The 19,217-nt window shown below is 44.0% G+C and carries 18 protein-coding genes; 13 read left to right on the top strand and 5 right to left on the bottom strand.

Annotated features, from left to right (window positions below; all coding sequences use genetic code 11):
* Positions 1–3: 3 nt before the first annotated feature.
* Positions 4–1,005: a tRNA dihydrouridine synthase DusB gene (gene dusB / locus DOZ58_RS09305; protein ID WP_111888033.1), complete on the top strand. Its 1,002-nt coding sequence runs from the start codon at positions 4–6 to the stop codon at positions 1,003–1,005.
* A gap of 69 nt (positions 1,006–1,074) precedes the next feature.
* On the opposite strand, the gene DOZ58_RS09300 is transcribed toward dusB, so the two are convergent.
* Both DOZ58_RS09300 and DOZ58_RS09295 read right to left on the bottom strand, forming a co-directional pair.
* Entirely contained in the window at positions 1,075–2,373 is a 1,299-nt protein-coding gene (locus tag DOZ58_RS09300; protein WP_111888032.1) for a folylpolyglutamate synthase/dihydrofolate synthase family protein, read from the bottom strand.
* A 6-nt stretch (positions 2,374–2,379) separates the two neighbouring features.
* The gene (locus DOZ58_RS09295; protein ID WP_111888031.1) at positions 2,380–2,955 is read right to left on the bottom strand and encodes a 5-formyltetrahydrofolate cyclo-ligase; all 576 of its coding nucleotides are present in this window, start codon (positions 2,953–2,955) and stop codon (positions 2,380–2,382) included.
* A gap of 201 nt (positions 2,956–3,156) precedes the next feature.
* Here DOZ58_RS09295 and DOZ58_RS09290 point away from each other — a divergent pair, with 201 nt between their 5' ends.
* From DOZ58_RS09290 to DOZ58_RS09275, 4 genes are all read left to right on the top strand, one after another.
* Positions 3,157–3,828, top strand: a complete 672-nt coding sequence (locus DOZ58_RS09290) for a DUF1638 domain-containing protein (RefSeq protein ID WP_111888030.1) — start codon at positions 3,157–3,159, stop codon at positions 3,826–3,828.
* A 159-nt stretch (positions 3,829–3,987) separates the two neighbouring features.
* The gene (locus DOZ58_RS09285) at positions 3,988–4,632 is read left to right on the top strand and encodes a hemolysin III family protein (protein ID WP_111888029.1); all 645 of its coding nucleotides are present in this window, start codon (positions 3,988–3,990) and stop codon (positions 4,630–4,632) included.
* Positions 4,633–4,817: 185 nt separating this feature from the next.
* A complete protein-coding gene (locus DOZ58_RS09280; RefSeq protein WP_111888028.1) occupies positions 4,818–6,422 on the top strand; it encodes a CTP synthase in 1,605 nt (534 codons plus the stop codon).
* Positions 6,423–6,794: 372 nt separating this feature from the next.
* A complete protein-coding gene (locus DOZ58_RS09275; RefSeq protein WP_111888027.1) occupies positions 6,795–8,741 on the top strand; it encodes an NAD(+) synthase in 1,947 nt (648 codons plus the stop codon).
* 140 nt (positions 8,742–8,881) lie between these two features.
* Here the strand turns inward: DOZ58_RS09275 and DOZ58_RS09270 are convergent, their stop codons facing one another.
* Complete coding sequence (locus DOZ58_RS09270; RefSeq protein WP_111888026.1) at positions 8,882–9,286, bottom strand: helix-turn-helix domain-containing protein; 405 nt, start codon at positions 9,284–9,286, stop codon at positions 8,882–8,884.
* 249 nt (positions 9,287–9,535) lie between these two features.
* Between DOZ58_RS09270 and DOZ58_RS09265 the strand changes: the two genes are divergently transcribed.
* Positions 9,536–11,191: a DEAD/DEAH box helicase gene (locus DOZ58_RS09265; protein WP_111888025.1), complete on the top strand. Its 1,656-nt coding sequence runs from the start codon at positions 9,536–9,538 to the stop codon at positions 11,189–11,191.
* 106 nt (positions 11,192–11,297) lie between these two features.
* Positions 11,298–12,689: an MATE family efflux transporter gene (locus tag DOZ58_RS09260; protein WP_111888024.1), complete on the top strand. Its 1,392-nt coding sequence runs from the start codon at positions 11,298–11,300 to the stop codon at positions 12,687–12,689.
* A 63-nt stretch (positions 12,690–12,752) separates the two neighbouring features.
* Here DOZ58_RS09260 and DOZ58_RS09255 read toward each other — a convergent pair whose 3' ends face one another.
* Together DOZ58_RS09255 and cysS are read right to left on the bottom strand one after the other, a co-directional pair.
* Positions 12,753–13,217, bottom strand: coding sequence for a Mini-ribonuclease 3 (locus DOZ58_RS09255; protein ID WP_111888023.1), 465 nt, complete (start codon positions 13,215–13,217; stop codon positions 12,753–12,755).
* Positions 13,202–14,599 (bottom strand): cysteine--tRNA ligase, encoded by a 1,398-nt coding sequence (gene cysS, locus DOZ58_RS09250; RefSeq protein WP_111888022.1) that lies wholly within the window; start codon positions 14,597–14,599, stop codon positions 13,202–13,204. The genes DOZ58_RS09255 and cysS overlap by 16 nt, the downstream gene beginning before the upstream one ends.
* 155 nt (positions 14,600–14,754) lie before the next feature.
* On the opposite strand from cysS, the gene DOZ58_RS09245 reads away from it, so the two are divergent.
* The 6 genes from DOZ58_RS09245 (at position 14,755) to DOZ58_RS09220 (ending at position 19,198) form a co-directional block, all read left to right on the top strand.
* Positions 14,755–15,045 (top strand): YerC/YecD family TrpR-related protein, encoded by a 291-nt coding sequence (locus DOZ58_RS09245; protein ID WP_111888021.1) that lies wholly within the window; start codon positions 14,755–14,757, stop codon positions 15,043–15,045.
* A 188-nt stretch (positions 15,046–15,233) separates the two neighbouring features.
* Positions 15,234–16,472, top strand: a complete 1,239-nt coding sequence (locus DOZ58_RS09240; protein ID WP_111888020.1) for a pyridoxal phosphate-dependent aminotransferase — start codon at positions 15,234–15,236, stop codon at positions 16,470–16,472.
* Positions 16,472–16,777, top strand: coding sequence for a PspC domain-containing protein (locus DOZ58_RS09235; protein ID WP_111888019.1), 306 nt, complete (start codon positions 16,472–16,474; stop codon positions 16,775–16,777). The genes DOZ58_RS09240 and DOZ58_RS09235 overlap by 1 nt, the downstream gene beginning before the upstream one ends.
* Positions 16,778–17,239 (top strand): tRNA (adenosine(37)-N6)-threonylcarbamoyltransferase complex ATPase subunit type 1 TsaE, encoded by a 462-nt coding sequence (tsaE, locus tag DOZ58_RS09230; protein WP_111888018.1) that lies wholly within the window; start codon positions 16,778–16,780, stop codon positions 17,237–17,239.
* 102 nt (positions 17,240–17,341) lie between these two features.
* A complete protein-coding gene (ispD, locus tag DOZ58_RS09225) occupies positions 17,342–18,064 on the top strand; it encodes a 2-C-methyl-D-erythritol 4-phosphate cytidylyltransferase (RefSeq protein ID WP_242988655.1) in 723 nt (240 codons plus the stop codon).
* Between the two features lie 171 nt (positions 18,065–18,235).
* Entirely contained in the window at positions 18,236–19,198 is a 963-nt protein-coding gene (locus DOZ58_RS09220) for a thiamine pyrophosphate-dependent dehydrogenase E1 component subunit alpha (protein WP_111888017.1), read from the top strand.
* The last annotated feature ends 19 nt before the right edge of the window (positions 19,199–19,217 follow it).

The raw sequence follows: 19,217 nt of genomic DNA, 5'->3' as shown, positions 1-19,217 counted from the left end.
AGGATGAACAGGGAAGAAATAAAAACACAAAAAAATAAACGACTTAAAATTGGGGATGTTTCAATTGAAACCCCTCTTTTTTTAGGACCGATGGCAGGCTATACCAATCTGCCGTATCGGTTGATTGCTAAAGAATTTGGAGCAGGGGTGGTCTTTTCAGAAATGATCAGCGGCAAGGGTTTATATTATAAAGATCATAAGACGGCCGATTTAATGCTGACTTGTGAAAAAGAAGCGCCAGCAGGGATTCAACTGTTCGGATCCGACCCGGAAATTCTAGCCCAAGTCGTTCGTGATGATATCAATATTACCGACTACGCATTTTTAGATTTTAATGCCGGCTGTCCGGCGCCCAAGATTACTAAAAACGGCGAAGGATCAGCCTTGTTAAAAACGCCGGCGCTGTTTTTCAAGGTGGTCAGAGCACTGGCACAAGCTTCAGAAAAGCCGCTGATTGTAAAAACCAGAATCGGTTGGGATGAGCAGAATATCAATATCAGAGCAATCGCAGAAGGCGTTGAGCAAGCTGGTGCGGCGGCCTTAACGATCCATGGCCGCACCCGGGAAGCTTATTATTCGGGTCAGGCCGACTGGGGAATGATTGCCGAGGTCAAGAAAAATGCCGGGATACCGATAATTTTAAATGGCGATATCAACAGCGGTGAAGCGGCGCAAAGGGCTTTGGAAGAAACCGGGGTCGATGGTCTGATGGTCGGTCGGGCAGCTATTGGCAATCCCTTTATTTTTCGCGAAATCAACCATTATTTAAAGACCGGCACAGTCCTCGCAAAACCGACACCGGAAGAACGGGTTCAAGTTGCCATTCGGCATATCGATTTGCTGGCGCTTCTTAAAAATGAAGACGCCGGGCTCCGGGAAATGCGCAAGCATCTGGCAGCCTATACCAAAGGTCTTCATCATGCCACGGTGATCCGGAACGAACTCTTTCATGCACCGGATAAAGAAGCGGTGATCCGACTGCTGACCAGCGCCCTGGCGCAATAAAAAAGCCAATGATTAGTCTTATCTGTCTAAAGACGGACAATTGATTAATCATTGGCTTTATTTTTATGCTTACAGCAAATTTTCCCGGATCAGGGTTCGGGCTTCCCCAATCATATAAAGCGAGCCGACAAAAACATTAACCTCGTCTTTTCTGGTTAGGTCGATGCTTTTAACAGCGGCTTCCATGGTGTCGTAGAAATCGACACTTTTTCCGTAGTTCGTGTGAATCAGTGCGGCCATTTTTTCTGCCGGCATGGCCCGGTCACTGTTGGGAGTCAGGGTATGAATGGTGCTGGCGATGGGCACCAGATAAGACAAAGATTCCTCAATGTCCTTATCTTCTAACATCCCAAAAAATAAGTTGATGGTGCGGTTGGCAAAATATTGGTTGATATTGCTCACAAAAGCTTGAATCCCATTGCTGTTGTGGGCGCCGTCAATAAGGACCACCGGATTTTTCAAAAAGATTTCAAAACGTCCGGGAAAGACGACGGTGGCCAATGCTTTTTTAATATCAGACGCACTGATTGTATATCCCTTACGGTTAAGCAGGGCCATAACTTCCAGAGCAGTCAGGCAGTTAAGCGCTTGATGATCGCCCAGAAGTTTTAAACAAAAACCATCCAGATAAAGATGATCACCCCGGTATTTAAGGGTTTGATTGTCGGTGGTATGGCTTAAAATGGAAATGTCATCCGGATTAACCAGAACCATCTTGGCATTTTTGGCGGCACCGAAATCAAGAATTACCGTTAAGGCTTCGGGGTCCTGGGGGTAAACAATAACATCGGAGCCCTCTTTAATAATCGCGGCTTTTTCAAAGGCGATTTCAGCCAGGGTGTTCCCCAGGTAATCAGTGTGATCATAGCTGACACCCATGATCACAACCGCCAGCGGATCGTTGATGATATTGGTGGCGTCAAGTCGTCCGCCCAAACCCACTTCAAGAACCACAACATCAACCTGTTGTTGATAAAAATACTGGAGCCCGACGGCGGTAACCATTTCAAATTCAGTGGGATGGGGTTCGCCCTGTTCGAGCAGGATTTCAATCCGCTGTTTAACAAAAAGGGTGGCAGAGACCAGACTGTCATCATCAATAGGCGCGTTGTTTAACTGTATCCGTTCGTTAAAAGCCTCCAGAAAGGGAGAGGTAAACAAACCGGTTTTGTATCCGGCGGTCTTTAAGATGGTGGCGATCATGGTGGCGGTGGACCCTTTTCCATTGGTGCCGGCAATGTGGATAAACTTGAGTTTATCCTGGGGGTTGTCCATGACACCCAGTAACAGACGCATGCTTTCTAGTCCTAATCGGGTGCCAAACTTATGGGTTGCTTCAATGTAGCTGATGGCTTCGGTAACGTTCATTTTAAATTAATCCTCCTGAATGGGACAACAATTGATGCATTTTTCGGTAACCATGAATTGAACACTTTTGTCATGTTCTTCCATCGGGATGGTCTCAAAAATGAAGTCTTCCCGAATCAGCGCAACGGTGACGCAGTCGTCACTGATGGTTTCCAGAAAACGATCATAATAACCGCCACCAAAACCCATCCGGTGTCCAGAGGGTGAGAACGCGCAGCCGGGAACCATAACCAGATCGAGCTTTTTAGGATCGACAATCCGCAGGCAATCTTCACGTACTTCTAAGATCCCATAATGACCTTCTTCCAGATCATCCGGAAAATTGATCAGCTCTGAGAGGGTAATCGTATGATCGGAAATGTTGCAGATCGGAACGACAATGTGTTTGCCATCAGCTAAGGCTTTTTTGATGAAATCATGGGTGTAGATTTCAGTCCCAAAGCTTATATAGGTCATAATCCAGTTGGCTTTTTTATAAAGATCGCTATTTAGAAATTGCTCGATAATTTTAGCATCGGTGTCAGCACTATAAATTTCTTTACGACGCGCCAGGGTTTCTTTTCGGAATAAACTTTTATCCATTTTTTTCTCCTAAAATTAAGATTAATTCACGATGACATTATAACATAAAGTGAGTTAACAACAAAAAAATATCGAGGGGAAATTTTATCAGAAATTTATCTTGAAAACAAAGGATTCTTGGTTATACTGGATATAGGACAGAAAAATAGTACATAAATAATACTCTTGGAAGAGTAAACAGAAAAAAGGTGTAAAAAATAAATGAAAAGACTATTAATCGCCTGTGAAACCATTCGGGATGAAGTTGAAATGGCATTGCAACACACTGGTGTAAAACTGGAAACCATCTGGATGTCCAATTTACTCCACGACTCTCCGGAACGGTTAAAAACGGCCCTTCAGGAAGAAATTGATAAAGCAGAAGATAACTATAATGAGCTTTTGTTTGCTTATGGTAATTGCGGAAACGGACTATTGGGGCTAAAAAGCGAAACGGCGACGATGATCATTCCCCGCTATGGGGATTGCATCGATATTCTTCTTTCAGAGAAAAAAAATCTGGAGCGGATTCGCACATCCACCTATTTCTTGACACAGGGATGGTTAAGGGGGGAAAAGTCACTTGACAAGGAGTTCCAACACAATCTGGAAAAATACGGTGAAAGTCGGGCCAGGCGGGTTATGGACATCATGTTTAAACATTATAAAAAGCTGATGCTCATCGATACCGGGGCTTATGCAGTGGATTTGCACCTGCCCCGCGTTACGGATATCGGGAAGCTCATCGGTCTGGAGGTGGTGGTGGATCAGGGCAGTATTTCCCCGCTGGAAAAATTGGTAACCGGTCAGTGGCAAGAGGGATTTTGTATTATTCCACCGGGTCAGGTGACCACCCATAATGATTTTGACGGGGTAGCGGTTCGCCCAGTGTAAGCGATAAAGCACTCTTTGAGCAAACACCCGCTTGAGTCAGTAATTGATTTCTCGGGTGTTTTTTACGCAATGGAGTGAAGTGGAATCATGGTTGCATGAACTCGGGAAAGTGTGGTATAGTGAAAGAAAAGAACTATTCAGTAACAGAAAGGACAAAATATGAATCAGTTTAGAGAACCAATAAATGCGTTAACCCATTTAATTGGTGCTATTCTATCTGTGTTTGGTATCATTGCCATGTTGATTTTAATTATTGTGAATGATAATGTGACCCCATTAACCCTGATTTCGGTCCTGGCCTTTGGGGTGGGGCTGATTTGTCTCTATGCCACCAGCTTTACCTATCATGCCGCCCAGGGGGATCAGCAAAAAATTCTACATCTTAAAAAATTGGATCATGCGATGATCTTCATTTTGATTGCGGGTACTTATACCCCTTTTTGTCTCCTTTGTCTAACCGGAACCATGCGGGTGACGATGATGGTGGCGATCTGGGGAGTCGCGTTGATTGGGATTATTCTTAAAGTAGCCTGGATCAATATGCCCAGGTGGCTGGGAACCGGACTCTATATTTTTCTGGGCTGGTTTGCCCTTTTTGTTTTGGGTCCCCTCTATCAGGCTTTGCCGCGGCCGGGATTTATGCTTCTGGTTGGGGGTGGCGTGATGTATACCATTGGCGGTGTCATCTATGCCATTAAAAAACCAAACTTTGGTAAAAACTTTGGATTCCACGAACTGTTTCACATTTTTGTTATTTTAGGATCACTGTGTCATTTTATTTGTGTTTTTTTCTTTATTCTTTAAGAAAAAAATGGTATTATAAAAAAATTGATATTAAAAAACAAAATTTTTATTGTATTTTTTTTAAAAACCGTTAAAATAGAATAGTATTGTTAATTGCATCACTGCAAAAAAAAAACTCATTTTTTGCAGTGATTTTTTATTGGAATAATCAAGAAAATGTAAAAGAAAAAGGAGCCTGAAAATTAATGCAAACTAAGTATATTTTTGTCACTGGTGGAGTAGTATCTTCTTTAGGAAAGGGGATTACAAGTGCATCGTTGGGTCGATTACTTAAGTCCAGAGGCTTAAAGGTCTCGATCCAGAAATTTGATCCTTATTTGAACTTTGATCCCGGAACCATGAGTCCTTATCAGCATGGGGAAGTTTTTGTGACCGATGACGGGGCAGAAACTGATTTGGACCTGGGTCACTATGAACGATTCACCGACGAAAACCTGTCCCAGTTTAGCAATGTTACCACCGGAAGAGTATATTGGAATGTGATTTCAAAAGAACGTCGGGGTGACTATTTAGGGGGAACTGTTCAGGTTATTCCCCATATTACCGATGAAATAAAAGAAGGGATTCTTCGCGTCACCGACTACAGCCATCCAGATGTGGTGATTACCGAAATAGGCGGAACAGTCGGGGATATTGAAAGTCTGCCCTATCTGGAAGCGATTCGTCAATTTAAGGGCGATCTGGGCGCTGAAAATGTCTTGTACATTCATGTTACTCTACTTCCTTATCTTGGAAAGGCGGGCGAACTGAAAACCAAACCAACCCAGCATTCGGTAAAAGAATTGCGGAGCATCGGAATTCAGCCGGATATTATTGTGCTCCGTTCCGAAAAGGAAGTGGAAGAAGGTTTAAAGGCGAAAATATCCCTCTTCTGCAATGTCGATAAAAAAGCCGTGGTTGTTAATATGGATGCCGCAGAGCTTTATGAAGTACCCCTGATGCTTGAAAAAGAAGGTCTGGCCGAATTGGTTTGTGAAAAACTTCATATCGATTGTAAAGAACCGGACCTGACCGAATGGAAAGACCTGGTTAAAAAGGCGAAAAGTCTGGAAAACAAGGTTACCATTGGCTTAGTTGGTAAATATGTCGAACTCCATGACGCCTATCTTTCCGTGGCAGAAGCCCTGCGTCACGGCGGTATTGGTAACAACTCTGAGGTTGTTATTAAATGGATTCATTCTGAAGACATCAATGAAGAAAATGTTGATCGGGTGCTTAAAGATCTGGATGGCATCCTAGTGCCCGGCGGCTTTGGCCACCGGGGTGTGGAAGGCAAGATCCATGCCATTGAGTATGCCAGAGAACATAAGGTGCCTTTTTTAGGTCTGTGTCTGGGTTTGCAGTTGGCAGTCATTGAGTTTGCCCGAAATGTAGTCGGTCTGGCCGGTGCTCATAGTATAGAGCTGGATCCGGAAACCCCTTATCCAGTTATCAATCTGATGGAAGAACAGAAAAAAATTATTGATATGGGGGGGACCATGCGTTTGGGATTATATCCCTGCGAGTTGTTGGAAGGTTCAAAAGCGAAAGAAGCCTATGGTGAGAAAAACATCAGCGAACGGCATCGACACCGCTATGAAGTCAATGATGATTATCTTGCGCAACTTGAAGAAAAGGGGATGATATTCTCGGGAATGTCACCTGACCGGGTTCTTGTTGAAATGATTGAAATAAAAGATCACCCCTGGTTTGTTGCGACTCAAGCGCATCCGGAGTTTAAATCCCGCCCCAATAAACCCCATCCGTTGTTCCAGAGCTTTGTAAAAGCTGCTTTGAACACAAAAGAATAGCGGATAAAAAAATCGAGATCCTAGATCTTGATTTTTTTTATGGGATGAGACACAAGATACGCCAACAGAAAAACTGTGGATAACTTTATATTTGTTGATAATAATTGTATAAAACTGTGGAGAACATAGGTTTTCCCTGTGGACAATGTGGATAACCTTGTTGATTAGCTGAGAAAACCCCAAACAACGCCAATGTAATGGTAAAACAATAAACAGGTCAATTGTGCATAAAAAATTGCCGATTGAACACAGCCTGTGGAAAATAAAATATGATTGTTACAAATCACAAATGGAGCTATAATAAAGATAGGCACAATAACTAAAGAGAAGTAAGAAAGAATTAAATGAAATTTAAAGGAGTTAAGGTGAACCATGCATAAATACGGATTTTTCAGAACAGCCTGTGCTGTTCCTAAACTAAAACTGGCAGACTGCCAGTATAATGTCAATGAAATGATGACCTTAGCGACGAAGGCCTGGGATCAGGGGGTCGAGGTGCTATTGTTTCCGGAGTTGGGAATCACCGGGTACACCTGTGGCGATTTGTTTTTTCAGCGGGAACTGCAGAAAAACGCGGTAAAGGCACTGGATTGTTTGTGTCAATGGTCTGATGGGAAGAAGATGCTTCTGGCAGTTGGCCTGCCCCTGGCTATAAAGGGGAGTTTATACAATTGTTCAGTGCTGCTAAACGATGGTCAGATATTGGGGGTAGTACCCAAAACCTATATTCCCAATTATCAGGAATTTTATGAAAAACGATGGTTTGCTTCGTCAAAATCGCTGTATCAAACCGAGATTACACTTTGTTCGCAACGGGTTCCGATTGGAACCGATTTACTGTTTCAACATGTTCATCGGGAAGAATTTGTGATCGGTGTCGAAATTTGTGAAGACCTGTGGGTGCCGATTTCACCCGGTAGTTTTCATGCCCTGGCCGGGGCTACCGTGATCCTTAATCCGTCTGCCAGCAATGAGGTGGTGGGAAAAAGTGATTACCGCAGAGAGTTGATTCGCTCTCAATCCGGTCGCTGCAATGCTGCTTATCTCTATGCCTCGTCAGGCTTTGGTGAGTCAACCAGTGATTTGGTGTTTGGTGGCAATGCGATCATCTGTGAACGGGGGATATTGCTCAAAGAACTGCCTAAGTTTAACCTGGGGAACGAACTGCTGATTACTGATATTGACGTCGAATCACTCACGCATGACCGGCAAATGCAGCATGGCTTTGGGGATTCGGCTGATCTTCTTAAGGATCATTCTTACCGGACCATTTTATTTGAAACTCCGGGAACCGATGATTTTGATCGGGAGGTATATCCTCAGCCCTTTGTTCCCGCTGATCCTAATCGGCGCAGTGAGCGGTGCGAAGAGATCTTTAATATCCAAACCATCGGTTTGGCTACCCGACTGGCTCACCTCGGCAATGCCCCAATGGTAGTGGGGATATCGGGAGGACTGGATTCAACGATGGCACTGCTTGTTTGTGTCAGTGTTTGTGATCGATTTGATATCCCCCGGGAAAAAATACATGCTGTGACGATGCCGGGTTTTGGCACTACTGATCGCACCTATGATAACGCGGTTGCTCTGATCAAGGGCCTGGGTGCGAGCTTCCATGAAATTTCCATTGTTGCCGCTTGTACGGCTCACTTTAACGACATCGGCCACCCTCTGGATCTCCACAATGTTACCTACGAGAATTCTCAGGCCCGGGAACGAACCCAGATTCTCATGGATCTTTCCAACAAGCTGGGGGGGATTGTCGTTGGAACGGGGGACCTATCGGAACTGGCCCTTGGTTGGGCTACCTATAATGGCGATCATATGTCAATGTATAGTGTCAATGCCAGTGTTCCAAAAACCTTAATCCGTTATCTGGTCAAGTGGGTAGCAGACCATTCGACCAAAGGAGAGATTAAAAAAATTCTTTATGATGTTTTGGATACCCCGGTTTCACCAGAACTGCTGCCCCCGGATGAGGACGGAAAAATCGCCCAAAAAACAGAAGAAACCGTGGGTCCCTATGAACTCCACGATTTCTTTATGTATCAAATGGTGCGCCACGGCTTCTCACCGGAAAAAGTATATTTCCTGGCCTGCAAAGCCTTTGAGGGTGTCTATCAAAAAGCGGTGATTTTTAAATGGCTAAAGCGCTTTTACCACCGTTTTTTCAGCCAGCAGTTTAAACGCAACTGCCTGCCCGACGGGCCAAAGGTAGGCTCAGTATCTTTTTCGCCGCGGGGTGACTGGCGCATGCCCGCTGATGCCCGCGCCACGCAATGGCTTAAGAGCCTCGAGAAAATGGAACCGATTGAGTAAGCGGTTATAAAAAAAGTAATTGGCTTGTGTCAAACACAAACCCAATACCGACAAGTGTAACAACAGATTAACCATTGATCGGCACGGTCGTTTATTGACAACCAAAAAGAAGCTGTTTGCAAACAGCTTCTTTATAATGACTATTCTTTTTTAGAGTAGTGTTGGACGAGAACTTCATGTTTGAAGTTAATAAAATCCAAAATTTCCTTTTTACCCTCTTCATTGGCCATGGCGTAACCGAACAGTCCCAGCAGGTCTTTCATTTCCAACGGTTTAACCAGCTGTTCAGCCGAGTTTAAGGAGCCTTCTGATTTGAGTTTCGCATCATTAAGCGAGGTGGAATTGTCTGTTCGGCAGAGCAAATAGTCAACCGATACATCAAAATAATCCGCGATTTCAACAAGCAACTGGTTTTCGGGAAGGTTTTTATCCTTCTCGTACTTGGAAATCGAGCTTTTGTTTAAATCAAAATGCTCAGCAAAATCCTGCTGGGTCATATCCTTATTAATTCGCAGTCGTTTTAATCGTGTTCCAAAAGTAGACATGGTGTTTCCTCCATAAATTATTCATAATCTCAGTATGAATGAGTAAAATAAACACAGATGTGTTTAATCAGATTATACACCAAGTGACCATAAACTGACTATTAAATTTGCGAAAAGGTGCCAAATCGGAAATTATTAAGATCTTACGTGAATCATAGGCACTATTTCTTAATACATATTAAATAAAGCTTGCATTATTTAATATGTTGGTTTAAAATAAGGTGTTATATATTCGAGAAAGGATACTAAATGAAATTTACAGAATTAGAAATTAATGAACAATTGCTACAAGCCATTGAAGAAATGGGCTTTGTAGAAATGACCGAAATCCAGGAGCAAGCGATACCACAATTAATGATGGGAGGAGACCTCATTGGAAAGTCACAGACAGGAACAGGAAAAACTGTTGCGTTTGCCATTCCAGCCATTACGAAGCTTGACCCTTCTATAAAGAAAGTACAAGTTTTAGTTCTATGCCCAACCCGAGAGTTGGCAGTACAGGTCTCAGATGAATTTAAAAAAGTACTAAAATATCAAAAGAACATTAAAGTATTACCAATTTTCGGTGGCGCATCCATTGAAAACCAGATCAGAGACCTTAAATCAGGGGTTCAGATTGTGGTCGGTACCCCTGGCCGGGTAATGGATCACATGCGACGTAAAACCTTGAAACTTAGTGAGGTGTCAATGGTGGTACTGGATGAAGCGGATGAAATGCTAAACATGGGATTCCGGGAAGATATTGAATTGATTCTGGACGAAATCGCCCATGAGATTCAAACGGTGTTATTCTCGGCAACGATGCCAAAACCAATTTTAAAAATTGCGGAAACCTATCAGAAGAATCCGGTCCTGGTGGAAATTTCACCTAAAAACATGGTGGCGACCAGTATCGAACAAAAATACTTTAATATCAGTGATCACCATAAGTTCGAAGCCTTAACCCGATTACTGGATGTTTACAAACCACAACGATCCCTGATCTTTTGCAACACCAAGAAATATGTGGATGAAATTACCGACGATCTTAAAAAACTGGGTTATTCAGTGGATAAAATTCATGGCGACATGCGTCAGATTTCCCGGATGGCTGTTTTAAAAGACTTTAGCCGTGGGAAGTTAAATATCCTGGTAGCAACCGATGTGGCAGCCCGGGGAATTGACGTCGATGACGTCGATATTGTCTTTAATTACGATGTTCCCGATAATGAAGAATATTATGTCCATCGGATTGGTCGAACCGGGCGGGCAGGAAAAAGCGGTATCTCGCTGACCCTGGCGCGATCCAGAGATCAGTTTAGACTCAAAAAAATCACGGACTACACTAAAAAAAGCATCGAACGGGGTTTAATCCCAACGAGTGCTGTTATCAATGATATCAAGATAGCTCATTTCCACGAACGCTTCAAAATTCGTGCCGACAAGGGCGCTGAGACAGGTACCTTAGAGACCTATGTGAAAATTATTGATGAGCTGGTCGAAAAAGGCTACGCCGCTGAAACCATTGCGGCTGTTTTGCTGCAGGCTCAATTGCCACTTTCAGAAGCCGAAGATCTCAATACGGTTGAACGGCGTCCACGACGCAATGACTCAGCTCCACGTCGCGATGGTCGAGACAATCGCGGTCGTCGCGAGGGTGGGTCCCGTCGTGCTGGTCCGGAAAAAACAAAACGTCTTTTTATTAGTGTTGGTGAAAAAGATCATGCCCAAAAACGGGATATCCTGGGAGCTATTTGCGGTGAATGCGGGATTCCGTCTACTGCTGTAGGTAATATTGACATGTATGATAAATTTACCTTCGTGGATGTGGATGAAGAGCAGGCTAAAAAAGTAGAAAAGAAATTAAACGGAAAAATAATTAAAGAACGCAAAGTTAAAGTCGAAATATCAAAAAAGAAAAAATAGCAAAAGACTAATTAAAGTATCAATAGAACCTGGGTGTGAGGCTGACTTTGTCCTTGGATTCAGGTTTTTCATTTACTTTAATGTATGAATAACAAGGAGGTGCCTGATGAAAGACACTCAAACCGAAAAAAAGAATAAACTGGGCGTCGTTCCAATACCAAAGCTTCTCTTTTCAATGTCAATACCGGCGATCATTTCGATGATGATTCAAGCGATGTATAATATTGTGGACAGTATCTTTGTGGCGCAAATTGGGGAAGAGGCCTTAACAGCCGTTTCCCTGGCATTTCCCATTCAGATGATTATTATCTCCTCTTTTGTGGGTCTGGGAGTCGGAATTAACTCAGCTATTTCGAGGCGCCTGGGGCAGAATAAAAAGAGCGAAGCAGCTAATGTGGCGGAACATGGTTTTTTACTGGCGATGCTGATTGCAGCAGTGCTGGGCATCTTGGGTTTTTTCACGGCGGAAGCATTTATCAGTTTGTTTACCGACAATGCCAGCATCATTGCCCAGGGCCGGGCGTATTTAATGATTGTCACCACGCTTTGTTTTGGCAGTTTCATCACCCAGGCGGCTTATGCCACCTTACAAGGTAGTGGCGAAATGATCCAGCCGATGGTTGGACAGATTATCGGAGCGGTGGTCAATATTATTCTGGACCCCATTATGATCTTTGGATGGCTTGGCTTTCCGGCATTGGGAGTGGCAGGCGCGGCGATTGCCACGGTGATTGGTCAGATCTTTGGGATGGCCTATATGTTACTGGTTGTTTTTAAAAGCAGCAAAAATTATTTAAAACTCGATTATAAGGTGTTTCATTATGAATCGGCAATCATCAAAGATATTTTTAAAGTCGGATTACCAGCGGCGATTATGCAGGGGTTGGCGTCGCTGATGATTACCGGATACAATCTGATTCTGGCTGGATTTGGGATGTCGGCAGTGGCTGTTTTTGGGGTTTACTTTAAAATTCAGTCGATTATCTTTATGCCCATCTTTGGATTGGGTCAGGGGGCCATGCCGATCTTCGGTTTCAATTATGGAGCCAAAAACCGGGAACGGTTTAATGAAACCCTGAAGGTTGCAATGACCGCTGCCCTCAGCATTATGGCCTTGGGAACGCTATTGTTCTGGATTTTCCCGGCTCAGATTATGATGGCTTTTAACCCTTCTGCTGAAATGATGGAAATCGGAATCAAGTGTCTAAGAAGCATCAGTCTGGCATTTCCGCTGGCCGGGATTTCGATTATGCTCAGTGTCAGTTTCCAGGCCATCGGCAAGGCTTATGTCAGTATGATTGCATCTTTTATCCGGCAGATGATTGTGCTCTTGCCGGTTACCTATTTGTTGGCGCAGGCCGGTGGTTTGGATTGGATCTGGTACGGGTTTATCATTTCAGAAATGTTCTGTCTGGCTTATGAGCTGTTCATGTACCGATGGTATCAGCGAAATATTTTTGATAACTGGGAAGCCTCTCCAGTCGTGATGCAAAACTAACAGTCAGCTGTAAACAGTAAAAAAAAGATCTTCAAAAGACAATGTGCTTTTGAAGATCTTTTTTTATATTTCGCTGTTTTGGTTGATGACATCAATGCTCTGACAAATTAGGCTGTTCATCCGTTTGACCTCGCCGCAGAGAAACAGGTAGCCAATCAGGGTTTCAAAACCGGTGGCATAACGGTAGTCGGAAGGGTTCGCGTTTTTGGGAACCTGGGAGGCGGTGTTCCGGCCTCGTTTAACCATCCGCTCCTCCGTTTCAGAAAGTTCTGGTAGCAGCGCCCGGACGATTTGGGCCTGGGCACTGGCGCGGACATAACAAATCGAGGTTTTGGTCATGACATTAACATTCTGGTGACCACAGCCGAGCAGATATTTGCGAATCAGATCCGAGAATATCCCATCACCAATGTAGGCAAGTGCCAGCGGATTCATGGCGGCGGCCTGTTCCCGGGTGTAGTGTGTGTCGATCGTGGCCTGGATGGTTTTTAGACGGTCTGACGTTTCTGGGGTTAGGCTTTTTTCCATTTAACACCTTCCCGGGTATCCTCCAGAACAATACCTTTAGCCAGCAGTTCATCCCGGATTTCATCGGCCCGTTTGAAATCTTTGGCTTTGCGGGCCGCCTGTCGCTGCGCGATCAGGTCTTCCACAGCCGCATCCAGATCGGTTTCTTTTTCTTTTTCCGCCAATCCTAAAACGGCAGTGAGTTCGGCAAAAATGTTTTGACCAGCAATGATCGCCGGTGTAGAAGAAGCGGCATTAAGCGTCGAGTTAAGATCCCGGACCAGCTCAAAAATAACGGCAATGGCATCGGCGGTATTGATGTCATCATCCATGGCTGCGACAAAATCGTGTTTGTACTTAACCAGCGAACCAATCCAGCCTTGTTCTGTTTCGGTGGACATCTCAGCGGTGGCGTTTGCAAGCAGGAATGCCATCTGGAATTTAGCGGTATATAACCGTTCCAGAGCATTGGCGGCCTGCTTTAGCAGCGGCTCACTGAAGTTAACCGGGCTGCGGTAATGAGCCATTAATAAAAACATCCGCACCGCTTCGAGATCAAAGGTTTTGGCAATATCCCGGACGGTAAAAAAGTTACCCTTGGATTTGGACATTTTTTCGTTGTCAATATTAATATAGCCGTTGTGCACCCAATAGTTAGCAAAGGGTTTGCCGCAGCAGCCTTCGGATTGAGCAATTTCATTCTCGTGGTGGGGAAAGATCAGATCCTGGCCGCCGCCGTGAATATCGATGGTATCGCCCAGGTGTTTTTTTGACATCGCCGAACATTCAATGTGCCAGCCCGGTCGCCCCTGGCCCCAGGGACTGTCCCAATAGGGCTCGCCTTCTTTTTTCTTTTTCCAGAGGGCAAAATCCAGGGGGCTATGTTTTTCATCATTGACATCAATCCGGGCTCCGGATTTTAAATCATCGATGGATTGTTTGGATAATTTACCATAATCTTTAAAGGCATCAACATGATAGTAGACATTGCCATCGACATTATAGGCCAGTTCTTTTTCTTCCAGGGTTTTGATCATGGCGATGATTTCCGGCATGTGCTCACTGACCTTGGGATGGACCGTAGCGCGTCTGATTCCCAAGGCATCGGCATCGGTAAAATATTCAGCGATGTATTTTTTAGAAACATCGCCAGGCGAAATTCCCTCTTCGTGACTCCGGTTGATGATTTTATCATCAACGTCGGTAAAGTTCTGGATAAAGGTTACCTCGTAACCGGTATATTCCAAAAACCGGCGCAGCACGTCAAATACGATAAAGGGACGGGCGTTGCCGATATGAAAATAGTTGTAAACTGTGGGTCCGCAGGAATACATCCGGACCTTGCCCGCTTCAATCGGGATAAATGTTTCTTTCTTCTGGGTCAGGGTATTATATAATTTCATAAAGTTCACCTTTCAATTTATTTATTTACAGCAATGTGTTATGATAACATATTATACACTAAAGATAAGATTAAGTGTCAATGGATAAAATTTTTTAGGAAGAAAATTTCTTTATCAACCCAAAAGAATAAAAAAGAAATGAATGAGGATTCTCCATGGAAGCAAATACAAAACGAAAAGTTCTGGCCCAGGCGATTTTAGCCCTTGAAACCGAAGAGGATTGTAATTTATTACTCGAGGACCTGTGTACCATCAAAGAAATTGAAGACATGGCCCACCGTTTTGAAATTGCCTATCTACTATCCCAGGGAAAAACCTTCATCGATGTGGAAAAACTGACCGGAGCCAGCTCGGCCACCATCAGCCGCGTCAACCGCTGCCTCAAACACGGCAAAGGCTACCGCAACAGCATCGAAAAAATGAAAAAGGACCATACATTGGAGTAGTCTTGCGACGATAAACAAACTCAAAAGCAGTACCGACAATTGTTACATCATGTTGTAGGCATCAAGGCGGACATGGCAGCGCCTGTCCGAGCTTGCAGCATACAACAGATTAACAATTGATTGGTACGGTAGTCTGCAGGATCCTGAATCTTATCTAAAATTTAATATTAAAGGAGTTGAGTGTAGTGATGAAGGCTGTGAAAAAGTCGAAGAAGTTGGACAACGTTTGTTATGATATTAGAGGACCGGTGGTTGAAGAGGCGGATCGCATGGAACGGGAAGGCATTGACATTATCATGCTCAACACCGGGAATACAGCCCCCTTTAATTTAAATGCCCCGGATGAGATTATTCAGGATATCAAATATAATATGCGGCCGGCCGAAGGCTACTGCAATTCTCAGGGGATTTTCTCAGCCCGAAAGGCTGTGGTTCAGCATTATCAGACCAAGGGTCTGATGGATCTGAAGGTGGATGATGTTTTTCTTGGCAATGGGGTCAGTGAACTGATTCTATTTTGTATGCAGGCGCTGTTAGATAATGGGGACGAAATTCTGGTTCCGTCACCAGACTACCCGCTGTGGTCAGCTGCGGTTAACCTCTCGGGCGGAACCGCTGTCTATTATACCTGTGATGAAGAAGATGAGTGGAACCCCAATCTTTTGGATATTGCCAGTAAGATTACGCCTAATACCAAGGGAATCGTGGTCATCAATCCCAATAATCCCACTGGTGCCCTTTATCCCAAAGATATTCTTGAGGGGATCGTCGATCTGGCCATTGCCAACAATTTGATTATTTTTGCCGATGAAATCTATGATCGGGTTCTCTATGATGATGCGGTTCATATCCCGATGTCAACGCTGACCGAGGAGGTGCTGGTGGTAACGCTCAATGGTTTGTCAAAATCTCATCGGATTCCCGGTTATCGGGTCGGTTGGATGATTTTGACGGGTAACAAGGAAGGGGCCAGGGATTATATTGAAGGGATTAAAATGCTTTCCAATATGCGGATGTGCTCCAATGTTCCCGGACAACATGCGATCCAAACCTCTTTAGGCGGCTACCAAAGTATCAACGATCTGCTTAAACCTGGAGGTCGGCTCTATGAACAGCGGGAGATTGTCTGTAAGCGAATCAATGCGATACCGGGTCTGTCCTGCGTTAGACCCAAGGCCGGGTTTTACGTCTTTCCCAAGATTGATACAGAACTTTTTAATATCACCAGCGACGTCCAGTTTGCGCTGGATTTTCTCAAAGAAGAGCATGTTCTGATGGTTCAGGGAACCGGTTTTAATTGGCCTCATCCGGATCATTTCAGAATTGTCTTTTTACCCCATCCGGAAGATCTGTTGGAAACCATGGATCGACTGGAACGGTTTATGGCAAACTATCAACAAGAACAAGTTTTAAGAACGGAAGAATAATGAAAAAACAATTAATGAAAAGCAAAAAACGAGCAATTCTGGCCGGCGTCTGTGCCGGTCTGGGGGAATACTGCAACACTTCGCCCTGGATTTTCAGAGGGTTGTTCCTGTTGCCCTTTTTTCTTAGACTGATGCCGGGGATCCTCAGCATCATTGTCTATATTCTGCTGGCGGTGGTACTCCCGGGTAATCAGCGGATTGAGGATGTGGTTGAAGTGGATTATGAGATTATTGATGATGAAAATGATGAAGAAATCATTGACTTCAGCGACGAAAAGTCAGGCACCAAAGAAAAGGTAAAGTAAATGCTGGAAAAAAGAATCATTACAAAATCAAGTCAGGAAACCTTTGATTTTGGAAAATCTCTGGGGGAAGCCATCGACTTCCCCCTGATTGTTTTTTTACAAGGGGATATGGGGGCTGGGAAAACCCTGTTTTGTAAAGGCTTTGTGGCCGGAATGGGAATTGATGATGAGGTCACCAGTCCCACCTACACCATTGTTAATGAATATGGTAATCCGCCTGGAATTTTTCATTTTGATTTGTACCGGCTTAAGGATTCACAGGAGCTTTATGAGATGGGCTTTGAAGATTACCTCAACCAGGGCTGTACGCTGCTACTGGAGTGGCCGGATCTGATAGGGGAAAATAACTTTGAGCCCCGGCTGGAAATTGAGTTAAAATCGCAAATCGATACACCAGATGAGCGGGAAATAGTATTAAAGACGGACAATGAAAAAGTGGCACAACGACTAAATTCACTTTAGCCCAAAAACGGCAAGCATTATTTCATAGAGGGCGGGTGTACCGATTGGTCATGACGGATGGCCTGCTTCTCGATCGATAATAATTATAATAAGGTGGCAAACATGGAAAAACCTCTAACCAGCGTAATCATTCCTGCCGCAGGAATGGGACGAAGGATGAATGCACCAATCAACAAGCAGTATCTGACAATAAATGGGAAACCAATCTTAGCCCATACCCTGGATGTTTTTGAAAAGTGCCCTCTGATTAATGAAATTGTATTGGTGATTAATCAGGACGAGTTTAGCATCTGCCAATTGCAGGTTTTAAAGCCCTATCGCTTTAAAAAGATAAAACTGGTGCGCGGTGGTAATACCCGGCAGGAGTCAGTTTATCGGGGGCTCAAAGCAATTAATCCCAGGACGGATCTGGTGATGGTTCACGATGGCGCCAGACCAATTATCCAGGAGTCGGTCATTGTCCGAAGTATTTTAGAAACCATTGAACATCGGGCCACTACCGTGGGCGTGGCAGCTAAAAACACCATAAAAGTGATCAGCAAGGATGGCTTTGTTGATCATACCCCAAATCGGGATGACCTGGTTGAAATTCAAACTCCCCAAACCTTTGAGTATGGTCTTTTAAAAGAAGCCCATGAACAGGCGATTTTGTTGGGGATTGAGGGAACGGATGATGCCTTTCTGGTAGAACGTCAGAATGTACCAGTGAAAATTGTAACTGGCCACTACACCAATATCAAGATTACAACCCCGGAAGATCTGATTATTGCCGAGTCGATTATTAAACGGTTGTTGAAAAATGATAAAAAAGCACGGAAAAATTAAAAGATTATTAATAGAAATAAAGAATGAAGTGAAAATAGCTGATATTTTATGCAGTTTTTCGCTTCATTCTTTATTTATTGGGGAATAAAAGATATAATGGAAAGACACGAAACAAAATACTAAGGGTTATTCACCTTTTTAAAATAAATTTAAGAAAATGTGGAGGAAGCCATGATTGAATTATCGGAAGAACTTCTCTTAAGAATGTATTATAAAATGAATCAGGCTCGCTATTTTGAAGAAAAATTGGAGGAACTCGCCGCAAAGGGCCAGGTCCATGGTACGATCCATCTGGCCATCGGTCAGGAAGCTTCGGGGGTGATGCCTTGTCTGGCTCTCGAAGAAGGGGATCTGGCGTCGCTGAGCCATCGGGGTCATGCCCAGGCGATTGGCTTTGGACTGGATGTCAATCTGATGATGGCAGAATGTCTGGGGAAATATACCGGCTACAGCAAGGGCAAAGGAGGTTCTATGCATATTGCCGATGTGGAAAACGGAAATCTGGGCGGCAATGGCGTTGTCGGCGGTGGTTTTAATCTGTCCTGCGGAGCAGCATTGACTCAAAAATATAAAAAAACCGGTAAGGTTGTTTTGTGCTTTGCCGGGGATGGTGCTACCAATGAAGGAAGCTTTCATGAATCCTTGAATCTGGCCTCAATCTGGAAATTGCCGGTCGTTTTTTTCATTGAAAACAACCAGTATGGGATGTCAAATCCGGTCGAGAATCACATCAATATTGAAAATATCTCAGACCGCAGCGAAGCCTATAACATGCCAGGTCTTACCATTGACGGCAACGATTTTCTTGATGTTTACAATACCGCGACCAAAGCCCTGCGTTATGCCAGAGCAGGGAAGGGTCCCGTGCTGATTGAAGCAAAAACCTATCGCTACAGTGGGCATAGCAAGAGTGATAAACAAGTTTATCGGGATAAACGGGAGGTTCTGGAATGGCAAAAAAAAGATCCGCTTTTGAAGATTAAAGAATATCTTCGGGAAAACCGGGTTTTTACTGAAAAACAGATCCTCAAAATGGAAGACGAGGCCCGGGTTTCGATTGAGCAGGCGGTAGCGTTTGCAAAAAAAAGCCCGCAACCCCAGCTAAACACTGTTTTAGAAGATGTATATGCGTGAGAGGTATAACTAAATGAAA

The organism is Acetobacterium sp. KB-1, assembly GCF_003260995.1.
Lineage (GTDB): Bacteria > Bacillota > Clostridia > Eubacteriales > Eubacteriaceae > Acetobacterium > Acetobacterium carbinolicum.
This window is presented reverse-complemented; position numbering and strand designations above follow the sequence as displayed.

What these genes read in the sequence shown, in the direction of transcription:
- DOZ58_RS09235 (WP_111888019.1), top strand. Translation starts at nt 16,472, where the DNA reads ATGAAAAAACAATTAATGAAAAGCAAAAAACGAGCAATTCTGGCCGGC.
- DOZ58_RS09300 (WP_111888032.1), bottom strand. Translation starts at nt 2,373, where the DNA reads ATGAACGTTACCGAAGCCATCAGCTACATTGAAGCAACCCATAAGTTT.
- tsaE (WP_111888018.1), top strand. Translation starts at nt 16,778, where the DNA reads ATGCTGGAAAAAAGAATCATTACAAAATCAAGTCAGGAAACCTTTGAT.
- DOZ58_RS09220 (WP_111888017.1), top strand. Translation starts at nt 18,236, where the DNA reads ATGATTGAATTATCGGAAGAACTTCTCTTAAGAATGTATTATAAAATG.
- DOZ58_RS09270 (WP_111888026.1), bottom strand. Translation starts at nt 9,286, where the DNA reads ATGTCTACTTTTGGAACACGATTAAAACGACTGCGAATTAATAAGGAT.
- ispD (WP_242988655.1), top strand. Translation starts at nt 17,342, where the DNA reads ATGGAAAAACCTCTAACCAGCGTAATCATTCCTGCCGCAGGAATGGGA.
- DOZ58_RS09295 (WP_111888031.1), bottom strand. Translation starts at nt 2,955, where the DNA reads ATGGATAAAAGTTTATTCCGAAAAGAAACCCTGGCGCGTCGTAAAGAA.
- DOZ58_RS09245 (WP_111888021.1), top strand. Translation starts at nt 14,755, where the DNA reads ATGGAAGCAAATACAAAACGAAAAGTTCTGGCCCAGGCGATTTTAGCC.
- dusB (WP_111888033.1), top strand. Translation starts at nt 4, where the DNA reads ATGAACAGGGAAGAAATAAAAACACAAAAAAATAAACGACTTAAAATT.
- DOZ58_RS09240 (WP_111888020.1), top strand. Translation starts at nt 15,234, where the DNA reads ATGAAGGCTGTGAAAAAGTCGAAGAAGTTGGACAACGTTTGTTATGAT.
- DOZ58_RS09290 (WP_111888030.1), top strand. Translation starts at nt 3,157, where the DNA reads ATGAAAAGACTATTAATCGCCTGTGAAACCATTCGGGATGAAGTTGAA.
- DOZ58_RS09280 (WP_111888028.1), top strand. Translation starts at nt 4,818, where the DNA reads ATGCAAACTAAGTATATTTTTGTCACTGGTGGAGTAGTATCTTCTTTA.
- DOZ58_RS09285 (WP_111888029.1), top strand. Translation starts at nt 3,988, where the DNA reads ATGAATCAGTTTAGAGAACCAATAAATGCGTTAACCCATTTAATTGGT.
- DOZ58_RS09275 (WP_111888027.1), top strand. Translation starts at nt 6,795, where the DNA reads ATGCATAAATACGGATTTTTCAGAACAGCCTGTGCTGTTCCTAAACTA.
- DOZ58_RS09255 (WP_111888023.1), bottom strand. Translation starts at nt 13,217, where the DNA reads ATGGAAAAAAGCCTAACCCCAGAAACGTCAGACCGTCTAAAAACCATC.
- DOZ58_RS09265 (WP_111888025.1), top strand. Translation starts at nt 9,536, where the DNA reads ATGAAATTTACAGAATTAGAAATTAATGAACAATTGCTACAAGCCATT.
- cysS (WP_111888022.1), bottom strand. Translation starts at nt 14,599, where the DNA reads ATGAAATTATATAATACCCTGACCCAGAAGAAAGAAACATTTATCCCG.
- DOZ58_RS09260 (WP_111888024.1), top strand. Translation starts at nt 11,298, where the DNA reads ATGAAAGACACTCAAACCGAAAAAAAGAATAAACTGGGCGTCGTTCCA.